This is a genomic window from Methanolacinia petrolearia DSM 11571 (assembly GCF_000147875.1).
Taxonomy (GTDB): domain Archaea; phylum Halobacteriota; class Methanomicrobia; order Methanomicrobiales; family Methanomicrobiaceae; genus Methanolacinia; species Methanolacinia petrolearia.
Genome location: NC_014507.1, coordinates 201,016 through 219,353, shown reverse-complemented (window position 1 = coordinate 219,353; position 18,338 = coordinate 201,016). Strand labels below are relative to the sequence as shown.

At 50.4% G+C, this 18,338-nt stretch carries 19 protein-coding genes and 1 tRNA gene; 12 read left to right on the top strand and 8 right to left on the bottom strand.

All coding sequences use genetic code 11. The annotated features are described in order from the left end of the window. Positions 1-11: 11 nt before the first annotated feature. Both MPET_RS01035 and MPET_RS01030 read right to left on the bottom strand, forming a co-directional pair. Positions 12-848, bottom strand: a complete 837-nt coding sequence (locus MPET_RS01035) for an SDR family oxidoreductase (RefSeq protein WP_013328159.1) — start codon at positions 846-848, stop codon at positions 12-14. A 32-nt stretch (positions 849-880) separates the two neighbouring features. Beyond that, positions 881-1,675 (bottom strand): acetoacetate decarboxylase family protein, encoded by a 795-nt coding sequence (locus tag MPET_RS01030; RefSeq protein WP_013328158.1) that lies wholly within the window; start codon positions 1,673-1,675, stop codon positions 881-883. A gap of 225 nt (positions 1,676-1,900) precedes the next feature. Here MPET_RS01030 and MPET_RS01025 point away from each other — a divergent pair, with 225 nt between their 5' ends. From MPET_RS01025 to MPET_RS01005, 5 genes are all read left to right on the top strand, one after another. Further along, complete coding sequence (locus MPET_RS01025) at positions 1,901-3,169, top strand: hypothetical protein (protein ID WP_225353835.1); 1,269 nt, start codon at positions 1,901-1,903, stop codon at positions 3,167-3,169. A gap of 102 nt (positions 3,170-3,271) precedes the next feature. Then, positions 3,272-3,781, top strand: a complete 510-nt coding sequence (msrA, locus tag MPET_RS01020; protein WP_013328156.1) for a peptide-methionine (S)-S-oxide reductase MsrA — start codon at positions 3,272-3,274, stop codon at positions 3,779-3,781. 336 nt (positions 3,782-4,117) lie between these two features. Then, positions 4,118-5,338 (top strand): quaternary amine ABC transporter ATP-binding protein, encoded by a 1,221-nt coding sequence (locus MPET_RS01015; protein WP_013328155.1) that lies wholly within the window; start codon positions 4,118-4,120, stop codon positions 5,336-5,338. A gap of 2 nt (positions 5,339-5,340) precedes the next feature. Next, positions 5,341-6,195: an ABC transporter permease gene (locus MPET_RS01010; RefSeq protein WP_013328154.1), complete on the top strand. Its 855-nt coding sequence runs from the start codon at positions 5,341-5,343 to the stop codon at positions 6,193-6,195. Positions 6,196-6,336: 141 nt separating this feature from the next. Continuing rightward, on the top strand, positions 6,337-7,251 hold the full coding sequence (locus tag MPET_RS01005) for a glycine betaine ABC transporter substrate-binding protein (protein WP_013328153.1): 915 nt from the start codon (positions 6,337-6,339) through the stop codon (positions 7,249-7,251). A gap of 35 nt (positions 7,252-7,286) precedes the next feature. On the opposite strand, the gene MPET_RS01000 is transcribed toward MPET_RS01005, so the two are convergent. Next, positions 7,287-7,490, bottom strand: coding sequence for a hypothetical protein (locus tag MPET_RS01000; RefSeq protein ID WP_013328152.1), 204 nt, complete (start codon positions 7,488-7,490; stop codon positions 7,287-7,289). Between the two features lie 210 nt (positions 7,491-7,700). Here MPET_RS01000 and MPET_RS00995 point away from each other — a divergent pair. Together MPET_RS00995 and MPET_RS00990 are read left to right on the top strand one after the other, a co-directional pair. Next, positions 7,701-7,784 (top strand) — tRNA-Ser (locus tag MPET_RS00995). 123 nt (positions 7,785-7,907) lie between these two features. Further along, complete coding sequence (locus tag MPET_RS00990) at positions 7,908-8,795, top strand: S1 family peptidase (RefSeq protein ID WP_013328151.1); 888 nt, start codon at positions 7,908-7,910, stop codon at positions 8,793-8,795. Here MPET_RS00990 and MPET_RS00985 read toward each other — a convergent pair. Together MPET_RS00985 and MPET_RS00980 are read right to left on the bottom strand one after the other, a co-directional pair. Beyond that, positions 8,789-9,217 (bottom strand): hypothetical protein, encoded by a 429-nt coding sequence (locus MPET_RS00985; RefSeq protein WP_013328150.1) that lies wholly within the window; start codon positions 9,215-9,217, stop codon positions 8,789-8,791. The two genes, MPET_RS00990 and MPET_RS00985, sit on opposite strands and share 7 nt — an antisense overlap. Positions 9,218-9,364: 147 nt before the next feature. Then, a complete protein-coding gene (locus MPET_RS00980; RefSeq protein WP_148222165.1) occupies positions 9,365-10,144 on the bottom strand; it encodes a winged helix-turn-helix transcriptional regulator in 780 nt (259 codons plus the stop codon). A gap of 208 nt (positions 10,145-10,352) precedes the next feature. On the opposite strand from MPET_RS00980, the gene MPET_RS00975 reads away from it, so the two are divergent. Then, on the top strand, positions 10,353-11,789 hold the full coding sequence (locus MPET_RS00975; RefSeq protein ID WP_013328148.1) for a hypothetical protein: 1,437 nt from the start codon (positions 10,353-10,355) through the stop codon (positions 11,787-11,789). Positions 11,790-11,810: 21 nt separating this feature from the next. Beyond that, entirely contained in the window at positions 11,811-13,187 is a 1,377-nt protein-coding gene (locus MPET_RS00970) for a hypothetical protein (protein ID WP_013328147.1), read from the top strand. A gap of 109 nt (positions 13,188-13,296) precedes the next feature. On the opposite strand, the gene MPET_RS00965 is transcribed toward MPET_RS00970, so the two are convergent. The 3 genes from MPET_RS00965 to MPET_RS00955 all read right to left on the bottom strand — a co-directional run bounded on the left by MPET_RS00965 (position 13,297) and on the right by MPET_RS00955 (position 14,977). Continuing rightward, entirely contained in the window at positions 13,297-14,211 is a 915-nt protein-coding gene (locus MPET_RS00965) for a DNA adenine methylase (RefSeq protein ID WP_013328146.1), read from the bottom strand. Between the two features lie 106 nt (positions 14,212-14,317). Next, positions 14,318-14,623: a peptidylprolyl isomerase gene (locus tag MPET_RS00960; RefSeq protein ID WP_225353834.1), complete on the bottom strand. Its 306-nt coding sequence runs from the start codon at positions 14,621-14,623 to the stop codon at positions 14,318-14,320. An 18-nt stretch (positions 14,624-14,641) separates the two neighbouring features. After that, on the bottom strand, positions 14,642-14,977 hold the full coding sequence (locus tag MPET_RS00955) for a cupin domain-containing protein (protein ID WP_013328144.1): 336 nt from the start codon (positions 14,975-14,977) through the stop codon (positions 14,642-14,644). A gap of 143 nt (positions 14,978-15,120) precedes the next feature. Between MPET_RS00955 and argF the strand changes: the two genes are divergently transcribed. Genes argF through MPET_RS00940 form a run of 3 tightly spaced genes read left to right on the top strand, consistent with a single transcriptional unit; the run spans position 15,121 to position 18,336 of the window. After that, on the top strand, positions 15,121-16,149 hold the full coding sequence (gene argF / locus MPET_RS00950) for an ornithine carbamoyltransferase (protein ID WP_013328143.1): 1,029 nt from the start codon (positions 15,121-15,123) through the stop codon (positions 16,147-16,149). A gap of 1 nt (position 16,150) precedes the next feature. Further along, positions 16,151-17,086 (top strand): carbamate kinase, encoded by a 936-nt coding sequence (gene arcC / locus MPET_RS00945; protein WP_013328142.1) that lies wholly within the window; start codon positions 16,151-16,153, stop codon positions 17,084-17,086. Next, complete coding sequence (locus MPET_RS00940; RefSeq protein ID WP_013328141.1) at positions 17,083-18,336, top strand: arginine deiminase; 1,254 nt, start codon at positions 17,083-17,085, stop codon at positions 18,334-18,336. Before arcC ends, MPET_RS00940 begins: the two co-directional genes overlap by 4 nt. Positions 18,337-18,338: the final 2 nt, after the last annotated feature.

Here is an 18,338-nt window from a genome sequence, read left to right as displayed (position 1 = left end):
TTGCTCTTTTATCAGAAGTATGATCCGCCTTTCTCAAAGGCCTCCCTTCTCTGCCGGGCCATCTTGTAGAGCTCGTCTTCGACAACACTTTCCCCGAGGACATAGCCTTTCCACATGTCGGTGTACGGCTCTTCCGGGACGACGATTATACCTTTGTTCTCCGAAACCCTGTCAAGGATCAGCGATGCCGCCTCGTCGGCGGGATATGCATCGTCCGGTATCCTCAGCTCACCGTGTGCCGTACCGTCAATACTCTTGTTGAAGATCGGGGTTGCAATGTTTGCAGGGCATATGGTCGAGAATCTTAGACCTTTCTCCGCGTACTCGTACTTCAGGCACTCGGTCATACCCGTAACACCATATTTTGTGAGTGAATACAGCGCCTGAAAAGGAGGCGGAACGATCCCGGCAATGGAGGAGGTGTTGACTATATGACCTTCACCCTGTTTCAACATAATTGGAACGGCTGCCGAAACCCCGTAAATGACACTCCAGATGTTCGTATCGATGATCTTTTTCCAGTCTTCGATTGTCGCCTTCTCAAACGGGATCGTCCCGCCAACTCCGGCGTTGTTGAAGAGAAGATCGATCCTTCCCGCCTCTGCCGCAACATGAGCTATCCCTTTCCGGACATCCTCCTGTTTCGTGACGTCCATAACGAGTTTTCGCACATTCCCTCCATACGAAGAAAAATCCTCCGCAGCCTTTGATATTTTATCCGGGCTTCTTCCCGTCATGTAAACGACCGCTCCCCTCTTCAAAAGTTCAGCCGAGATTGCATATCCTATACCCGAATTTGCACCTGTAACGATGCAGATCCTGTTCCTGTAATGATCCGAATCTACCATAATTCTCCTCTTTTTCAATAGATCTTATTATTTTATTCAATTACCCGGGCACCCATCGCATGAAGGAAGGTCTCCCCCTCGAACAAAACCGACTGTTTAATCTTTTCAACCGGCAGAGCCGCAAGACTGTTTACAATGTAGTACTGTGCGGGATTCTGCATAGGGGTAAGGGTCGTCCATTTCAGGCTTCCCTTCCCGGCCACTGCATGTTCGACCTTCATGCCCTGAGGGTAAAGAACGAACTGACTCAGTTCGGCACCGGGAGCCCCGACCTTCGGGATATATCTCCACCCTATAGCATTTACCGACGAAAATCCCGATCTCATTGCATCCATTTCGACGCCGGTTATCTCCTCTTCCGCCTCAAATTCAAGGTTCAGGAACGTGCTCCCTTCATAGCTGGCGTTTGTCATGTAATGCGGCCTGAGGATGTGCAGGTCCTCGATATCGGCATAGATCTTGGGAATTCCGGTCTGTTCGCGTCCACCGAGAATAGGTGCGGTCCTGTTCTCCCATACGACAAGAGTGTACGAGCCTTCAAGATCGTCCTTTTGGCCGCTGAAGCGGACAGGCGATGCAACATTGACGAGATTGTACTGCCCGCCCTGCATCCAGTCGATCTCAGTGAATTTACTGAATATAACCTGCACCTCGGGCGAGATCAGTTCGAACCCTTCGGGAATATACTGCTCAAGAAGACCCCTGTCGGTTTCATAGGTCATTGCAAGTGTCGTCGTCCTCTGGCGGACAACCCTGTCGGGAGTAAACCTGCCTCCCCCAAAATGAACGGGCATCAGGTATGTAAAATCGTCCTGAAGTCGAAACATAATAATTCTTTTATTAAAAAAGCCTGTATATCAAGGTATTCTTTCAACGACACCAGGATATTCATAAATACCGGAATTAAAAACAGCAGCATCCCGATATCCCTGAATTTTGGATAAAGCACCAAAATAAATCATAAATTATAAATCAATTATGAAATTATTGATTATAATTGAATCATAATGCACCGGAATGAATTCCGGACGGATGTAGAGGAGGAAACGGGATTGGGACAGGACGATAACGGCGGGAACAATATTGAAATGAAGAAGGAATTTTTTGGGGACCTCTCTTTTGAGGTTGTAATACTCTTTATCTTCGGAATTTTTATGCTGATATTCGGAACTCTTTTGTTCAGGATCCATACAGGAGAACTTCCATACACTCCGGACAGCACATATGGTCTCTTTCTTGTAATTGTCTCACTTCAGATAATCGCTCTTGGAAGAACACCTTTCGGTGACATCCGGCGATCGTGGATAGTTATCATAATTGGGGTCTGCACCACCGCAGCCGGGATGATCGCATGCTTCATCCCCGGTTATCTTTCGGATTTCGTCAGGATTCTTGCAGGGCTCATGCTGTTTTTCGGGGGGATTTCACTTCTCCTTCAGCTCTTTCTTGCAGATGGGAAGGCAAAGCGGTGGCTGGCTGTGCCCGGGGTCCTGCGGCACCTGACTCTTGCATGTGCTCTCGTATATATTATATCGGCAATACTCGGGATCATAACACTCCTTCCTGGGATTGCCGAAGATACGCTGACAGCAGCAATTCTCCTTGTCTACGGCGTATGCATCTTTTATCTTTCGTTCTGCCTTCACAGGACGAACACCATTTATCCACAGGAAGAGGAGAAGATACTATCCGAATCTGCGGAGAAGAGAACATTGCTTTTTTCTGTGGCGGCAATTCCACTCCAGGTAGCAATAATAATTCCTGTGGGGTTCCTGCTCGTCCTCCTCGGATTCCTGCTCGTCCCGGTAAACCTGGGGATGATCCCGTTCTCCCCCGACGGCCAGCTGGGCCTCCTGATGGTTGTAATGGCCATACAGATGATGGCGCTCGGCGAAACTCCTGCAGGGGAATGCAGGCGCTCATGGCTCCTGATGGTAATAGGAGTCGTGTTCGCCGGAGCAGGAATATTCTCATGTGTAGTTCCGGGAATAACTACAGGAATTCTGACAGAGCTTATCGGGTTTCTGAACATCGCAGGCGGTGTGATCCTTCTCCTGAAGCGCTTCGGGCCCGTGTTGCTAAACCGCGGGAAGCAGGGAGCAGAAAATGATCCGATTCCGCCGGTTTTAAAAAATCTTCTGATTATTCAGACAATCCTTAATTTCGTCTCAATAAGTTTCGGTGCATCGATGTTCCTTCCGGGAATTATTCCGGGCATGGCAATTGCAGGAATTCTTGTTCTAAACGGAATTCTCATCTTCGCCCTGGCATCGGCAGTTCTCAAAATAGACAGGATGCAGAGTGCGGAAATCACAGGATAAACTGAAATTCCTGCTATCCTTTCTTTTCACCAGACACATATCCTGATCAGGATCTCCAAACGACCAATACCTTGATAAAACAGAATCCCCCCATTGGGTATTATGTCAGAGGAGACAGTAGTGTTTGCCGGAGGATGCTTCTGGCACGTCGAAGAGGCCTTCGGGAAGGTTAGGGGAGTAATCAGGACCCGTGTAGGGTATACTGGCGGGAAACTCGACAACCCGTGTTACGAGGACGTCTGCACAGGAAATACCGGACATGCGGAAGCAGTTGAGGTCACATTCGCACCCGAAGCCGTTTCGTACAGGGACCTCCTTAAAGAATTTTTCAATATGCACGACCCGACGACGCTCAACAAACAGGGGCCCGATGTCGGGACGCAGTACAGGTCCGCGATCTTCTGCAGGGACGAACTCCAGAAGAACGAGGCGGAGAATTTCGTCAGGGAGCTCGAAGATGAAAGTAGGTTCGGTGGAAAAGAGATCGTCACCGAGGTAGTCCCTCTCGGGAAGTTTTGGGAGGCGGAGGAGTACCACCAGAAGTATCTCTTCAAGATAAGAAACCAGGGTGTCAACCCGGAGTGTAGGGTGGATCTCGGGAAGAGGGAGTAAAACAGCCGAAAAAAACATTCCCGGGTTGCCCAACGGCCCGGACATTTATAATAAAGAATATTAATCCCAGCTCTCCCCCCATAACCAAAAATATTACCATATGCCATCTTAATCTTTGATTAAAGAACTTATTTCGGCATAATCCTAAAAACAGGATTGAATCGCAATTTATATTCGCATTTTTAGATGTATTTATTTTATCAAATTGTAAAAATATTAAATTATAGAATCCTTTTTTACAAATATTCCAATTATATCGGGAATTGCAAACAGTTACCAAAGATGAAAAAGATATTGAAATGTAACAAAACCACCGGGGGGCTTTGGTGACACGATATGGACATACCGGAAGAAGATAACATAGGAGATAACAAGAAAGTCAAGGTCGAAGCCCGAAGCCTTGTAAAAATATTCGGCCCGAGGCCCGAAGCGGCGCTCGAAATGCTGGAGAGAGGAAGATCGAAGAAAGAGATCATGGAGGCGACACAGCAGAACGTTGCGCTCAACAATGTCTCGTTTGAGGTATACGAAGGCGAGATCTTCGTCCTCATGGGGCTTTCGGGATGCGGCAAATCGACACTTTTAAGGTGCTTAAACCGCCTTGTCGAGCCGACATCAGGTGAAATCCTCGTGGACGGGGAGAACATCCGGGAGATGAACGAAGAAGAGCTCCGGGAGTTCCGGAGAAACAAGATCGGGATGATCTTCCAGGGTTTTGCACTTCTTCCCCACAGGACGGTCCTCGACAACGTCGCGTTTCCGCTCGAGATCCAGGGCATTACGGTTGAAGAGAGACACCGGAAGGCAGAGAAGGCGATAAGTCTCGTCGGGCTTGAAGGCTACGAAAACAGCATGCCCTCGGAACTTTCCGGCGGAATGCAGCAGCGTGTCGGACTTGCAAGGGCTCTTGCGGGCGACTGCGACATTCTCCTGATGGACGAAGCGTTCAGTGCCCTCGATCCCATGATAAGAAGGGAGATGCAGGACGAACTCCTCGACCTGCAGGACAGGGTGAACAAGACGATAATCTTCGTGAGCCACGACCTCGACGAGGCGCTGAAGCTCGGCGACAGAATAGCGCTGATGAAGGACGGGGGCACAGTCCAGGTGGGAACCGCCGAGGATATCCTTACTAACCCCGAGACGAAATACGTCGAAAAGTTCGTCGAGGATGTCGACATGACAAAAGTACTCTCGGCAAAGGATGTGATGAAGAGGCCCGAGCCGCTTGTTTCAGTTTCGTCCGGTCCGAACAACGCCCTTCACCTGATGGAGGAATACGGGATATCGAGCGTATTCGCGGTCTCGAAGCACAGGAAATATGAAGGGCTCGTGCTTGTCGACGATGCGACTGAGGCGAAAAAGAACGGCCTCGGTCTCGAAGGCATAATCAAACGGGATATCCCGTCCGTCAGCCCTGACACACCGGTAACGGAGATCATCCCCCTGGTGGCGGAGTCCGGAATACCTATCCCGGTCCTCGATGACGAACAAAAAATAAAGGGCATAATCATCAAGGGATCGGTTCTCGCCGCCCTTTCGAGGATGGAGGTCTGAAGATGGCAGGCGATTCATATGCGATCTTTCCGAAGATTCCACTGGGCGAGGCGGTCGAGTACATCGTCGACTGGATCGACACCTACTTCGGGTGGCTTCTCGACACGATTCGTTTTGTTCTTGACGTTTTCATATCCGCAATCAAGGATCTTCTGCTCTTTATCCCCTCTTTCATCATCATACTCATCCTTGCGGCGGCGGGCTGGTATGTATCGAACAAAGACTGGAAGATGCCGGTTTTTATCGCGGCAGGGCTTCTTTTAATACAGAACCTCCGCCTCTGGCCGGAGTCGATGGAGACGCTCGCACTTGTCATCACATCGACCTTCATCGCTCTTTTGATCGCGATTCCGACGGGGATCACGGCATCGAGAAACGATATATTTGACAGGGTACTGCGACCGTTCCTTGACTTTATGCAGACGATGCCTTCGTTCGTATACCTTATTCCTGCGGTAATCTTCTTCGCTCTGGGAGACGTTCCGGGTGTTATTGCGACGGTCATATTCGCGATGCCGCCCGCAATAAGGCTTACGAACCTCGGCATCAGGCAGATCCCCAAAGAGTTGAACGAGGTGGCGGATTCATTCGGTGCGACGCCGAACCAAAAACTTATCAAAGTCCAGCTTCCGGTCGCAATGCCAACCATAATGGCGGGTGTGAACCAGTGTATAATGCTCTCGCTCTCAATGACGGTCATCGCCTCGATGATTGGTGCAGGGGGTCTTGGGTACAATGTGCTTGTCGGAATCCAGAGGGTTGATATCGGGATGGGTTTCGAGGCCGGACTCGCCATCGTGATTATCGCGATAATACTCGACAGGCTCTCCCAGAACCTGATCAAAACAACGGCCTGAAGATAAACAGGAAAACCCATACACATTTATAAGGTCAAAAAGATAATTTTTAAAAAGGACAATTTTTCCTTTTTGTGACATTTTCAGGCATATTTTAAGGACGTCCATCCTTTCTATGCCGAAAACAAACGAGGACTGGTTATGACTGGCAAATTTAAAGCAATAGGACTCATAATTTTGGTATTGTTCGCTTTTACGCTCTTTGCAGGGTGTACGGGAAGCGATACGGGACAGACCGGAGAACAGACAACTACTGCTACGGCCACGCCAACGACGGGAACGGAGAGCAAGGACGAGGTTAGCATCGGTTACGTGCTCTGGGATTCCGAGATTGCGAGCACCAACGTGCTGAAGCAGGCGTTTGAGAAGGCAGGATACGATGTCGAGCTCTATGCAGTGGATGCCGGACCGCTCTACCAGGCGCTGGCCGACGGAGATGTAGATTGTTCGGTCTCCGCATGGCTTCCTTCGACCCAGGCGAACTACTGGGACACGTACGGTGACGACATCGATCTCGTCGGAAGGAACATGGAGGGAACGAAGATCGGCCTTGTCGTCCCGACGTATGTCACGATCGATTCGATAGACGAGATGAACGGCGTTGCGGACAAGTTCGACAGCACGATCACGGGTATCGAGCCGGGTGCGGGAATTATGCAGAACACCGAGGAGGCGATTGACGAATACGGCCTCGATTACACGCTTCTTTCGAGCAGCAGTGCGGGAATGACCGCAGAGCTTGCGAAGGCCTACAAGGACGAGGACTGGATCGTGGTTACCGGGTGGACCCCGCACTGGATGTTTTCAAGATACGATCTCAAGTACCTCGAAGACCCGAAGGGAGTCTACGGCGGCGACGAGTATATCGCAACCCTTGCAAGGCAGGGACTGAAGGAGGACAAGCCGGGAGTCTACACGATTCTTCAGAACTTCAACTGGACCGCAGACGACATGTCGGCCGTCATGCTGGACATAGAGGGCGGAGCTTCGGAGGACGAGGCTGCGGCTGCATGGATCGAGGCGAATGAGGAGACCGTGAACGGCTGGATCTCCTGAAACTTTTATTAATTTTTAGAATTTTTTTCCTTTTTTTAGCCTCTCGAAGCGGTTTCCATGATGACGTATCCGGTTTCGGCTATGTATTCGTCCTCGGGAACGGGGCGGCCGTCTACAAGGATTATCACGGTGTCGGGGATGAGGCCGAAGGAGAGAAGCATCTCAGAGAGTTTTTCGCCTTCGTAAAATTCGTATTCGATATCTTTCGATTCCCTTTTGAAATGGACTCTGCACTTCATCTTCCTCACCAGCTCCCGCCCGGTCTTCTCCCGGTTTCTACCTTAATTCTATAACCGGGTTTTGATATAACAGTGCGTCAATAATTTCGGCAGGGCAGAGATAACAGCGGTATGCTTATTTCTTGTAATGTCCAATATATAGAACCGGCATTGCGCAGGGAGCAGAATGCGAAACGCTTAGTGCACTGTAATTTGAGCAAATTATTATTTGCCGAGATAGTCTAGTCCGGGAAGGCGGTAGCCTCGAAAGCTACTGGTGTCCGCACCTCGGGAGTTCAAATCTCCCTCTCGGCGCTTTTGTGTTTTTTATTTTACCAGATTCATTCATTATATCCATTATGCAGATCTGAGATTTTTCTAGCTTTCTCCAGTACAAATCAACGAATAAATATAATCAGTCCCAATTAGCAACTAAGAATGTTTTCACAGGCAATTCAGAAAGCGATGAAATTCACCTGGCCGGTTGTATGCTCCTTCAGCACAATCGGGGGCAAAACGGAAAGCCCGATAGGAGCCTGCGTCCTGTTAAACGATGAAGGATGGATAATAACCGTAGCACACCTGTTCATTCCGAGATTCAAATTCCAGCAGGATCAAAAGAACGTAGAAGCATGCAATTTGGAAGTCGATAAAATAAATTCGGACAGTAAACTGAACGAAAACCAGAAGCGGAAAAAAATCTCGAAGATAAATAAAGATGGAAAGTGGGTCACCAATTTTTCGGACGTCGCATTTATCGATAAAAACCAGTATACTGTCGAAAGGGTGATCTCGAACACACAACTCGACATCGCCATAGCAAAATTAAAAGATTTCAAACCGCAGGAATCCGTTGAATACCCGGTCTTCAAACAGCCGACAGAAATAACGCCCGGAAGATCGGTATGCAAATTAGGATTCCCGTTTAACAGCATAAACTCAGAACTCGTCAAAACTGACGGCAGGGAATTCTTCCGGTTTTTAAACAACCCGTTCCCGATGGCCTTATTCCCCATAGACGGAATAGCAACGAGAACACTAAAAGGTGAAAAAACAAAAGATGGCTTTGACAACCTCTTCATCGAGACATCATCCCCCGGACTCAGGGGACAGAGCGGAGGGCCGATATTCGACACCAACGGAGTAATCTGGGGGATTCAGAGCCACACCGCACATCTCCCTCTCGGTTTTTCGCCGAAGATAAACAGAAACGGCAAAGAGGTCGAGGAGAACCAGTTCATAAATCTCGGCGTAGGCGTACACCCCGTAACAATCAGCCAGTTTCTCGAAAGAAACGGGATAAAATATCAAACGGCGGATTACTGATACTCCGGGATTAAAAATAATTCGCCAACGACAAGCTGACGATAAGCCGGATATGTCTCATAGGCACTGAAAACCTGCCCGGATTCATTTATCTTAACGACTATCATCGAAGGAAAAAAACGATCTTCAGGGTCCGGGTCCTCCGGGTGAAAAACTATCTGGGTGTAATCCTCTTCCATAGGGGAATTTTCGAACTTCGAAAAAACGATTGAAGTAAAATTCCTGTTACCCAGTAATTCGACGACCTCGGGATCGCTTAGAGCCTTATTCAGCTCGTCGAGTGACGGGTTATCCTGCGGATTTTTCACTCCTGTCGCAGGCAACATATTCATACAGGACAATAAGGCCGTAATCGCCGCTACTACAATAATTACAGCCACTATTACGACAATAACAAACTTTGTCCCGCTCTCTATCTTCATTTTCTTCCCGCTTAAGTAAAAACCCCTTATTTCAAGACAATTATAACATCCCGATACCAGTAGACAGGCGCAGGAGGATTATTTCAGGAAAATTTGTTGGAATATCGATATCCCGGATTTCAAAATTGAGGGAAAACTGATGAATCCCTATACGCACCTGCTTCCCGAAATGTCCTCGACAATTCTTTTCGCAGGGCCGGACAGGTGGTAGCTGACAATCCTTCCGTCCTTCGTCGAACAGACAAGCCCGGAATCTGTCAGCCTTTTCATGTGCCACGATACCGTCGAACATGTGGTTTTTATGAGGGAGACTATCTCGTTCCTCGATGCGCCCGGCGAATCAAGGAGATATTCACAGATTGTAAACTCGGTATCGTTCCGGAGGATCGCGAGCATCTCCATCTCCTCGCGTGTATACCTGCCGGAATTTTCGAAATAGAAACTCCGCCCGTTCTTTGTCAAAACTGCGATCCTGTGCTCCCGCCTCAGGACCTTTAAGTGGTAATCCAGGGTTCCCCTGTTGACATCGAGACCCTTCTCGATATCCGTAAAGCACACGCCCGGATTATCAAGGACATGCCTGTATATGCCGTTCCTCAGCTCGTGATCGAGCACGGTCTTAACCTCGACGCGGCGGAAATTCAGGGCAACAAGACCTATCCCGCCCAGGATAATCTCAGCTGGTAGGACCATAACCGGGGATATCATGGCAAGAGTCACGGCGGCAAGTACGAGGGGGGAAACCTGCCACAGGTCCAGGGGGACCGGCGCTTTCGACTCTTCGTTTACAGGAGGGGCTTCATCCCAGTTCTGGACGGAATACTGCATGGATGTCGCTCCTGCGGATGAAATCAGGGATGAAACCAGTATGAGCAGGGCCGCTGCATAGATGACACCTGATATCCGGTTCTGCTTTTTTACTCTCATAGCCCTTACCATCTGAGTTTTTAATCTGCATTTATTATTAATCTTCTGTGAGAGGAGTCAATATATACCGGAATCAAAGGAATAATGCAAAACGGAAACCGTCCGCCCGAAAACAGTCCGAAACCCGGGCAGGTAATAATACGATAAATCTCACAGAAATCATTTACATATAGCTATAAAGATTCATCTAACAACTGGTGACTATACAATGGGGTCCGAATATCATAAAAAAATAACAGGAATCACAATAATTTCATTATTTATCCTCTGCTGCCTCGCACTTCCGGCAGCGGCCGGAGACAATTTCACCATAGACCCGATCCCCGACCAGATAATCTGGGACGACTTACTGGAGATTACGGGAACCACTTCGCCTGGAGAAGAAGCGATAATCGGGCACTATATCCTCGAAGGGTACTGCGCCGACGTGAAAGACGTGCAGGGCGATCCCGACCCGAATCAGCAGACGAGAGGCATGAGTTATTCGAGTTTCCAGGGAGACAAGCCGACATGGGGATATAGTACCACCGTCAGTTGGCGGGCTCCCGGCGATTATACTCTTGTCGTCTGGAAGAGAGGAGACGATCAGAACAAGATCGCCAAAAACCTGCGTATATCATACTCCACCGGAAACGTGAAGATGGTCGAGGTCTACGAACCCGGTGCAAAAGGGCCGGACCTGGAACAGTCGGAAATGAAGGAGAACAGCTTCTACTACCAGACCACATACACAACGCCAAATTCGGGAATGAACCTTGTTTTCAGGCCCGACCTCGTCCAGACGGACGGAAAACTGGCAAAAGGGGAATCCCTGAGTATCGAAGGAAACGGAGTTGCAGGCAAAAATATTATGGTTTGGATAAACAGGAAGTCGTCCTCGAGTTCAGCCAACATATATGAAAAGGTCAAGATGCTCCGGACCGACGAGAGAGGAAAAATAAGTTCGAATAACCAGCTCCTCTCGGCAAACGAGACGATGGAACTTCTTTCAGGCAAGTACAACATATACGCCGTCACAGGAACGGAAGATGAGCTTTCGGAGATCGAAGAGAAAATCTCTTACTTCGGGGAGGGATATCTTAAGATAAGCGAAGGTAATAATCCCTACCAGCAGTTCATGCTGATCCTCGAAGAACCGTGGATCAATATTTCAGGAGTTGCGGACGGTTACCTGCCTGATGCGGTCAGCGGTTCGACGGTAAACTTTACAGGGACTACCAACCTCAACCCCGGATCGCAGCTGGCTCTCACGATCGAGCCTTCCTCGGTCCCGGATTCAGGCGAATTCGCCACACAGATCACCGGAATAGAGGTAAACGAAGGCGACCCGAACAACTGGAATGCAGAGTATAACACATCCTCTTCTGGAACCGGCGAGTTCGTCGCGACCATATCGAACCCCGGCGGCCTGGCAGAGGCAACCACCGTGATCAACATATACGACAAGACGTATTCGGCCGGGGAAGTCGACAAAGATTCGCTCCTCGTCGAATCATTCACTATCGACCCGGAGACAAAGGATATAACAACTGAGAGTCCACCTTCAAACAACGCGGGTACAGTGCCGACGGCGGTCATCATGTTCGAGGCAGGGCTGATTTTCGTTATCGCTGTCTGTGCAGTTGTAATCTATAAGAAACGATAATACATGTTAAAGAGGGGGTTTTTGGTATGTGCGATATGTCTGGTTATACTGATTGTCGCGGCATACCCGTGTGCAGCTATAAAGACACCGGAGCCTGTCGTAATAGCGAAGAGTGATTCTGCGAAATTCAACTCGATCGCATTCGACAACGATACGGTGGCATGGATAGAGTACGGTCCGAATGCAGACAATACGACCGGAAGCTCTCTTCATAAGTTCGATATCTCGACCGGACGGCAGGAGACGGTGATCGTCGATCCTTCGGGCAAGTTCAGCCTCGATCTCTCGGGCTCTCGCTATGTATGGTCAGACCAGAGGGCGATCTTCCTCTACGACGAAGACGAGCATGTTCTCAAATTCCTCTACTCCAACAACAAACAGGACAACCCGGTGATCGACGGCGACAGGGTGGTCTGGGAGGAGAAGACGGCGGACCAGTCTTTTTTGAGGATGTACGACATCTCTACCGGAGATTACGGTGACGCAGTAAAGGGAGTAGGTAAGGATACCGACTGCCTGCTTCCTGCAATTTCAGGAGACCGCCTGGTCTATATCAGCATGGAGCAGGGTTCTTCCGCGATCTATCTTATGCTGTACAATATGACGACCGGGGAGAAGACAAATGTCGCCAGGCTTCCTTCGACTTACCAGCCGCCGGCTATCGACGGGAACCTGATCGTCTGGGCTGAGAGCTACGACGAATATTATTCTGTTTACATGTACGATATCGAAAAGCAGATGACGTCGGTAATCTCCCCGATGACAGGATACCAGATGTACCCGGATATCTCCGGCGACTGTGTCGTCTGGGTATATTACGGACAGAAGGGCGAAGACCTGGAGAATGGAGGTAGTATATACCTGTATGATTCCAAAGCGGGGAATGCATCGGTGATCTCACAAGAAGGAGAAAGGCTGGACTTCCCGCGGGTCTCGGGCGACTACGTGGTATGGACGGACAGGGGAGAAAACTCAAACGATATCTACCTCTTCGGAATTCCGGAAGAGGGACAGGCGATCTCGGGCGGAACGCAGAACAGCTCTTTTTTATCAAATCCAACCCCTTTTCCCACACCTGATACGAAGATCAGGTTTTATTCCAGCATAAAGGAAGGGGAGGTCCAGTGGTACTCTTTAACGCCTTCGGAGAACGAATCGCAGATCTCGTTCGAGCTCAGGTGGAACGACCCGGACGACGAACTTTCGCTCTCGGTCGCGGGGCCGGACGGCTCGATCTGGTGCTTCTCGGACGAGGACGATCATAATGACGACTCCTGCGTGAGGATGACGATATCGGGCCTGAGCACTGCCTACAGCATCAAGAAGAAATGGACGATCGCGGTCTCGGGTGAATCCGTTTCGGAGGATAAGGCATATTATGATGTCTGTTGGTATTGAGTTTTTTGTCAGGGATTGTTGACAAAAAAAGGGGTGGAAAATTTTGTCAGGCGTGACTGACAATATATCGGTTTATGAAAATCCGGAAAAGAGGCTTTGATGAAAAATCTCAATAATTCATAACAAGAATCTCGCTGATCTCTCCTCTCTTGTCCCCGTCGGAATTGATCATTCTCTTCGCAGGAACCCTCTCGATCCTGAAACCACTGTAGAGAGCGTCGAAGAAATCGTCGGCCGGGTCGATGTTCTTCGGGTCCGAGTTGCTGAGAATCAGCCTTGCACCCTTCCCGTCGCATTTCTTAAAAAACGATGCAAGCCTCCTCTGTTCGCAGTCGTCGAACCCGTTCCTCGAATAGGTAGTAAAAGACGCCGTCGGGCTCAGGGGCCTGTAGGGAGGATCGAAGTACACGAACGAATCATCCCTGATGCATTTCAGGGAATCGGCAAAATCGCCGCAATGTATCTTCGTGTTAGAAAGAACCTCGGAGTCCGCCCTCAAAAGATCGGGGTTTACAATCTTGGGGTTCTTGTACCGCCCGAACGGGACGTTGAAACTGCCCTTCGAGTTCACCCTAAAAAGGCCGTTGTAGCAGGTCCTGTTCAAAAATATTATCTGTGCAGCCCTCGGAACCCATTTCTTCCCGTACCTCTTGAAATTGATGCCGCTTCTTTCTTTGTTGAACCTTTCACGAACCGAGTAGAAATATTCGCTTCTGCCGGGAGAATCAAGCTTTAGATATTCTCTTGACATCCCTTCCAGGCACCCGATAAGATCTTCAGCGTCCTTCCTTACGACATTGTAGGCCAGAACAAGTTCCTCGTTACTGTCGAAGATATGACATTCTTCGAAAGAAAAGATACTGTTCAGGTTAAAAAAGACCGCACCGCCGCCGATAAAAGGTTCGATAAAAGAGGTGATTCCACCGTTTTTCAGTTCAGGGGGAATTCGTTTTAAAAACTCATCCAGAAGCTGAGTCTTCCCGCCCGCCCACTTAAGAAAAGGTTTCGCCACTGTATCTGCCATAACAAATCCCAAATCCACGATTATGGAGGATGCTCATAGTATAAATCCTTTCATGATAAAAATTTCGTATCAATTAAAAATAATTGAATTAAAGAACCGACAGGGTTTATTTATTCCCTGTTATTTTTATGATATGGTATCCAAACTGAGTCTTCACCGGACCCGTAACATCCCCATCCTTTGCCGAGAATGATGCGTCCTCGAACTCCTTAACCATCATTCCCTTCCCGAACCAGCCGAGATCCCCACCTTTTCTCCCCGAAGGGCATGTCGAATACTTCTTTGCAAGCTCCTCAAAATTTTCGCCTGAGTTAAGTTTTGCAAGTATGTCCTTTGCTTCCTTCTCGGAATTTACAAGGATATGAGATGCCCTGACTTTTTTTGCCATCCATAGGTATTTGACCGTTTTCACAATTAGAGTTTTGTTTTATCAGCCCTTGATCATCACAAGCATCATCTTGAATTTCGTTACCGCCGACACCGCATGCGGCTCATTTGCCGGGAAGATGATCGTCTCTCCCGCCTTCATCAGGAAAAACTCCCCGGAGAGGCGGACCGAACATTCCCCCTCAAGAATAGTCACCATCGCATCGAACGGTGCGGTATGCTCAGAGATCTCCTCCCCGTCGTCGAAGGAGAAGACTGTAACGCTGCCTGCACTATTGTTGATCACCATCCGGCTCGAAACAGTCCCTGGCTGGTACTCCACGAGGTCTCCGATGGTCATTACCTTTCCTTTGAGCTCATTGCGGTTTTTATCGGTCATAACTCATACACTGCTAAATGAGATGACTCTTCTCCGATAAAAACCCTGCGGCGCACCGGAAACGCTAAATATTGAAGAAGAGACTTTTTGCTATTATATAATCCCGGCAACAACGCCATTTTTTGTGCAGCGGGGTGATCGAAATGACTGAAAAAAACATGACAAAAGAAATCGTCCGGCACAAGAGCTTTACAAAACTGCTGGACTTTTCGGGCGAAGAGATAATAAACCTCGTAGAGCTCGCAAAACAGCTTAAATCGGCGAGAGCAGACGGGAGAGAGACAAAGCATCTCAGTGGGAAACAGATCGCCCTGATATTCGAGAAAGCCTCCACAAGGACGAGATGCTCGTTCGAAGTGGCGGCAAGGGAGCAGGGGGCCGACGTGACGTATCTCGGGCCGGAAGGCTCCATGATAGGATACAAGGAATCCATGAAGGATACGGCAAGGGTTCTCGGAAGGCTCTACGATGCGATAGAATACCGGGGTTTTTCACAGGAGAGTGTCGAAATACTTGCAGAATATTCGGGAGTTCCGGTATATAACGGTCTTACGGACGAGTTCCACCCGACCCAGTTCCTTGCTGATATTATGACTATGGTCGAGCATTCGGGAAAAGATCCAAAGGAAATCTCGTTCTGCTTCACCGGCGACTGCAGGAATAATGTTGCGCATTCGCTCATGACAGGCGGGGCAAAACTCGGGATGGACGTAAGAATATGTGGGCCGATGAGCCTGATGCCCGACCCGGACCTGACAGAGACATGCAGGAGGATTTCGGAGGAGACCGGTGCCAGGCTCATGCTTACAAGCGACAGGAGAGAGGCGGTCAGGGGCGTGGATTTCATCTATACCGATGTCTGGGTCTCGATGGGCGAGCCGTTCGGGAAGTGGCAGGAGAGAATCGATCTCCTCCTCCCGTACAGGGTCGATATGGAGCTGATAGAGGCGACCGGAAATCCGAAGGTCAGGTTCATGCACTGCCTGCCGTCGTTTCACAACAGGGAGACGGAACTGGGTGAGAAGATCTACGAAAAATACGGGCTTGAAAGCCTCGAAGTCACCGATGAGGTCTTCGAATCGGAATATTCCGTCGTCTTCGACCAGGCCGAGAACAGGATGCATACTATTAAGGCGATAATGGTCGCGACACTGTCCGGCCCGGAGAAATAGCATGAAAGAGAGGACGGTTCTCGTCGCACTCGGGGGAAACGCCCTCCTGAAACGCGGAGAAAGTCCGGACCCCGCAGTCCAGAGAGAGAACGTCCGCAGGGCTGCAGAGGCCCTGGCACCGCTTGCCAAAGAATACAAACTGGTTCTCACGCACGGAAACGGGCCGCAGGTCGGCCTCCTTGCACTACAGGCAGCGGCATATACGAAGAGTAAACCATATCCGCTCGACATCCTCGGGGCGGAGACCGAAGGGATGATCGGTTACCTGATCGAGCAGGAACTCAGGAATATTCTCCCACCGGACGTCCCGGTCGCGACAATGCTCACGATGACGGCTGTCGATCCGTCAGATACCGCATTTGAAAATCCCGAAAAGTTCGTCGGCCCGGTGTATACCAAGGAGCAGGCGGGAGAGGTCGGGAATGCGACGGGGTGGACGTTCAGGCAGGACGGTTTCGACTGGAGACGGGTCGTTCCCTCTCCCGAGCCGGTGAAGATACTGGAAATGAAGCCGATCAGGTGGCTGATAGAGAAGGGTGCGATCGTGATCTGTACGGGCGGTGGAGGGATACCGGTCGTACCTTCACCGGGAGGCGGATATTCGGGGATCGAGGCCGTGATCGACAAGGACCTTGCAAGTGCCATACTGGCAGAAGAACTCAGGGCCGACCTGTTCATAATGGCGACGGATGTCGAAGGGGTTTATCTCAACTGGAAAGAGGAAGACAGGGAGCTTATCGGGGAGACCACCCCGCGATTTCTGGGAGAAAACCGGCATCATTTTCCGCCGGGATCGATGGGCCCGAAGGTCGATGCGGCGTGCAGGTTCGTAGAGGCGACCGGGAACCCTGCAGCGATAGGATCGCTCGAAGAGATCGCGGAGATTGCAGCGGGAAGTGCGGGGACGATTGTCCGGCGGGAGAGTGAGACGAGATGAAGCCCGGAGTATACTCGGAGGTCGGAAGGCTGAGGACGGTCATAGTCCACCGGCCGGACATGGCTCTCAGGAGACTAACACCCTCGAACCACGACGAGTATCTCTTCGACGAACTCCTGTGGGTCGACCGGGGGATCGAAGAGCACGACGCGTTTACAAAGATACTGGAAGAGAACGGAGTTGAAGTCCTCCGGCTCGACAGGCTCCTCGAAGAGACACTCCGGTCGGGCGATGCGAGAGAGTACATCCTCGGGGGCGTATTCCCCGGAGATGCACCGGGGGTCTCGATAGCCGGGCGGCTGAAGGACGCCCTTATGGAGGAGGAGCCGGAGATCCTTGCGGGATACCTCACGGGAGGACTCGCCGTAGACGAGATGGAGATACCGGGTATGAGCGGAATTAAGAGCAGGTCGCTCGTCGCTGCCGCAGCAGGGCCCGATTCATACATCCTCCCCCCGCTCCCGAACACCCTGTTCTCCCGCGACCCGTCGAGCTGGATCTTCGGCGGAGTCACAATCAACCCGATGTACTGGCATGTCAGGAGAAGGGAGGCTCTCAACGTCTCCGCGATATACAGGTACCACCCGGAATTTTCGAAGAGCAGCTTCGAGTGCTGGCACCCGAAGGGGGACTTAGCCGGTGTCCCCCCGCCGGGCTACGGGAGAAACACGCTGGAAGGCGGGGACATAATGCCGCTTAAGAAAGGATGCGTCCTTGCGGGGATCAGCGAGAGGACGGGTTCAGGCATGATCGAAAATCTCGCTTCCACCCTCTTCGCAGGAGACGAAGCGGAGAGGATCGTCGCGTGCGATATCGGCAGGGACCGGAGCCATATGCATCTCGACACCGTCTTTACTATGATAAACGAGGATACGGCCACGGCGTACCCGGGAGTCCTGGAGAAGAGCAGGACATGGTCGCTCTTCCCCGGCGACGTTGAGGGAACCTTCAGGATCAGGGAAGAGGCCGGTCTTGTTCCGGCGATCGAAGACGCACTCGGGATCGACGCCCTCAATATCATCCCGACAGGCGGCGACAGGTACGAGGCGGAACGGGAGCAGTGGGACGACGGGAACAACGTCCTTGCAGTAAGGCCCGGTGTCGTCGTCGCGTACAGGAGGAATGCCAGGACGAACAAAAGCATGGAAAAAGAGGGAATCGACGTAATTGAGATCGAGGGCTGCGAACTCAGCAGGGGCAGGGGAGGTACCCACTGCATGACATGTCCGGTGACAAGAGACGGGATTTAGAC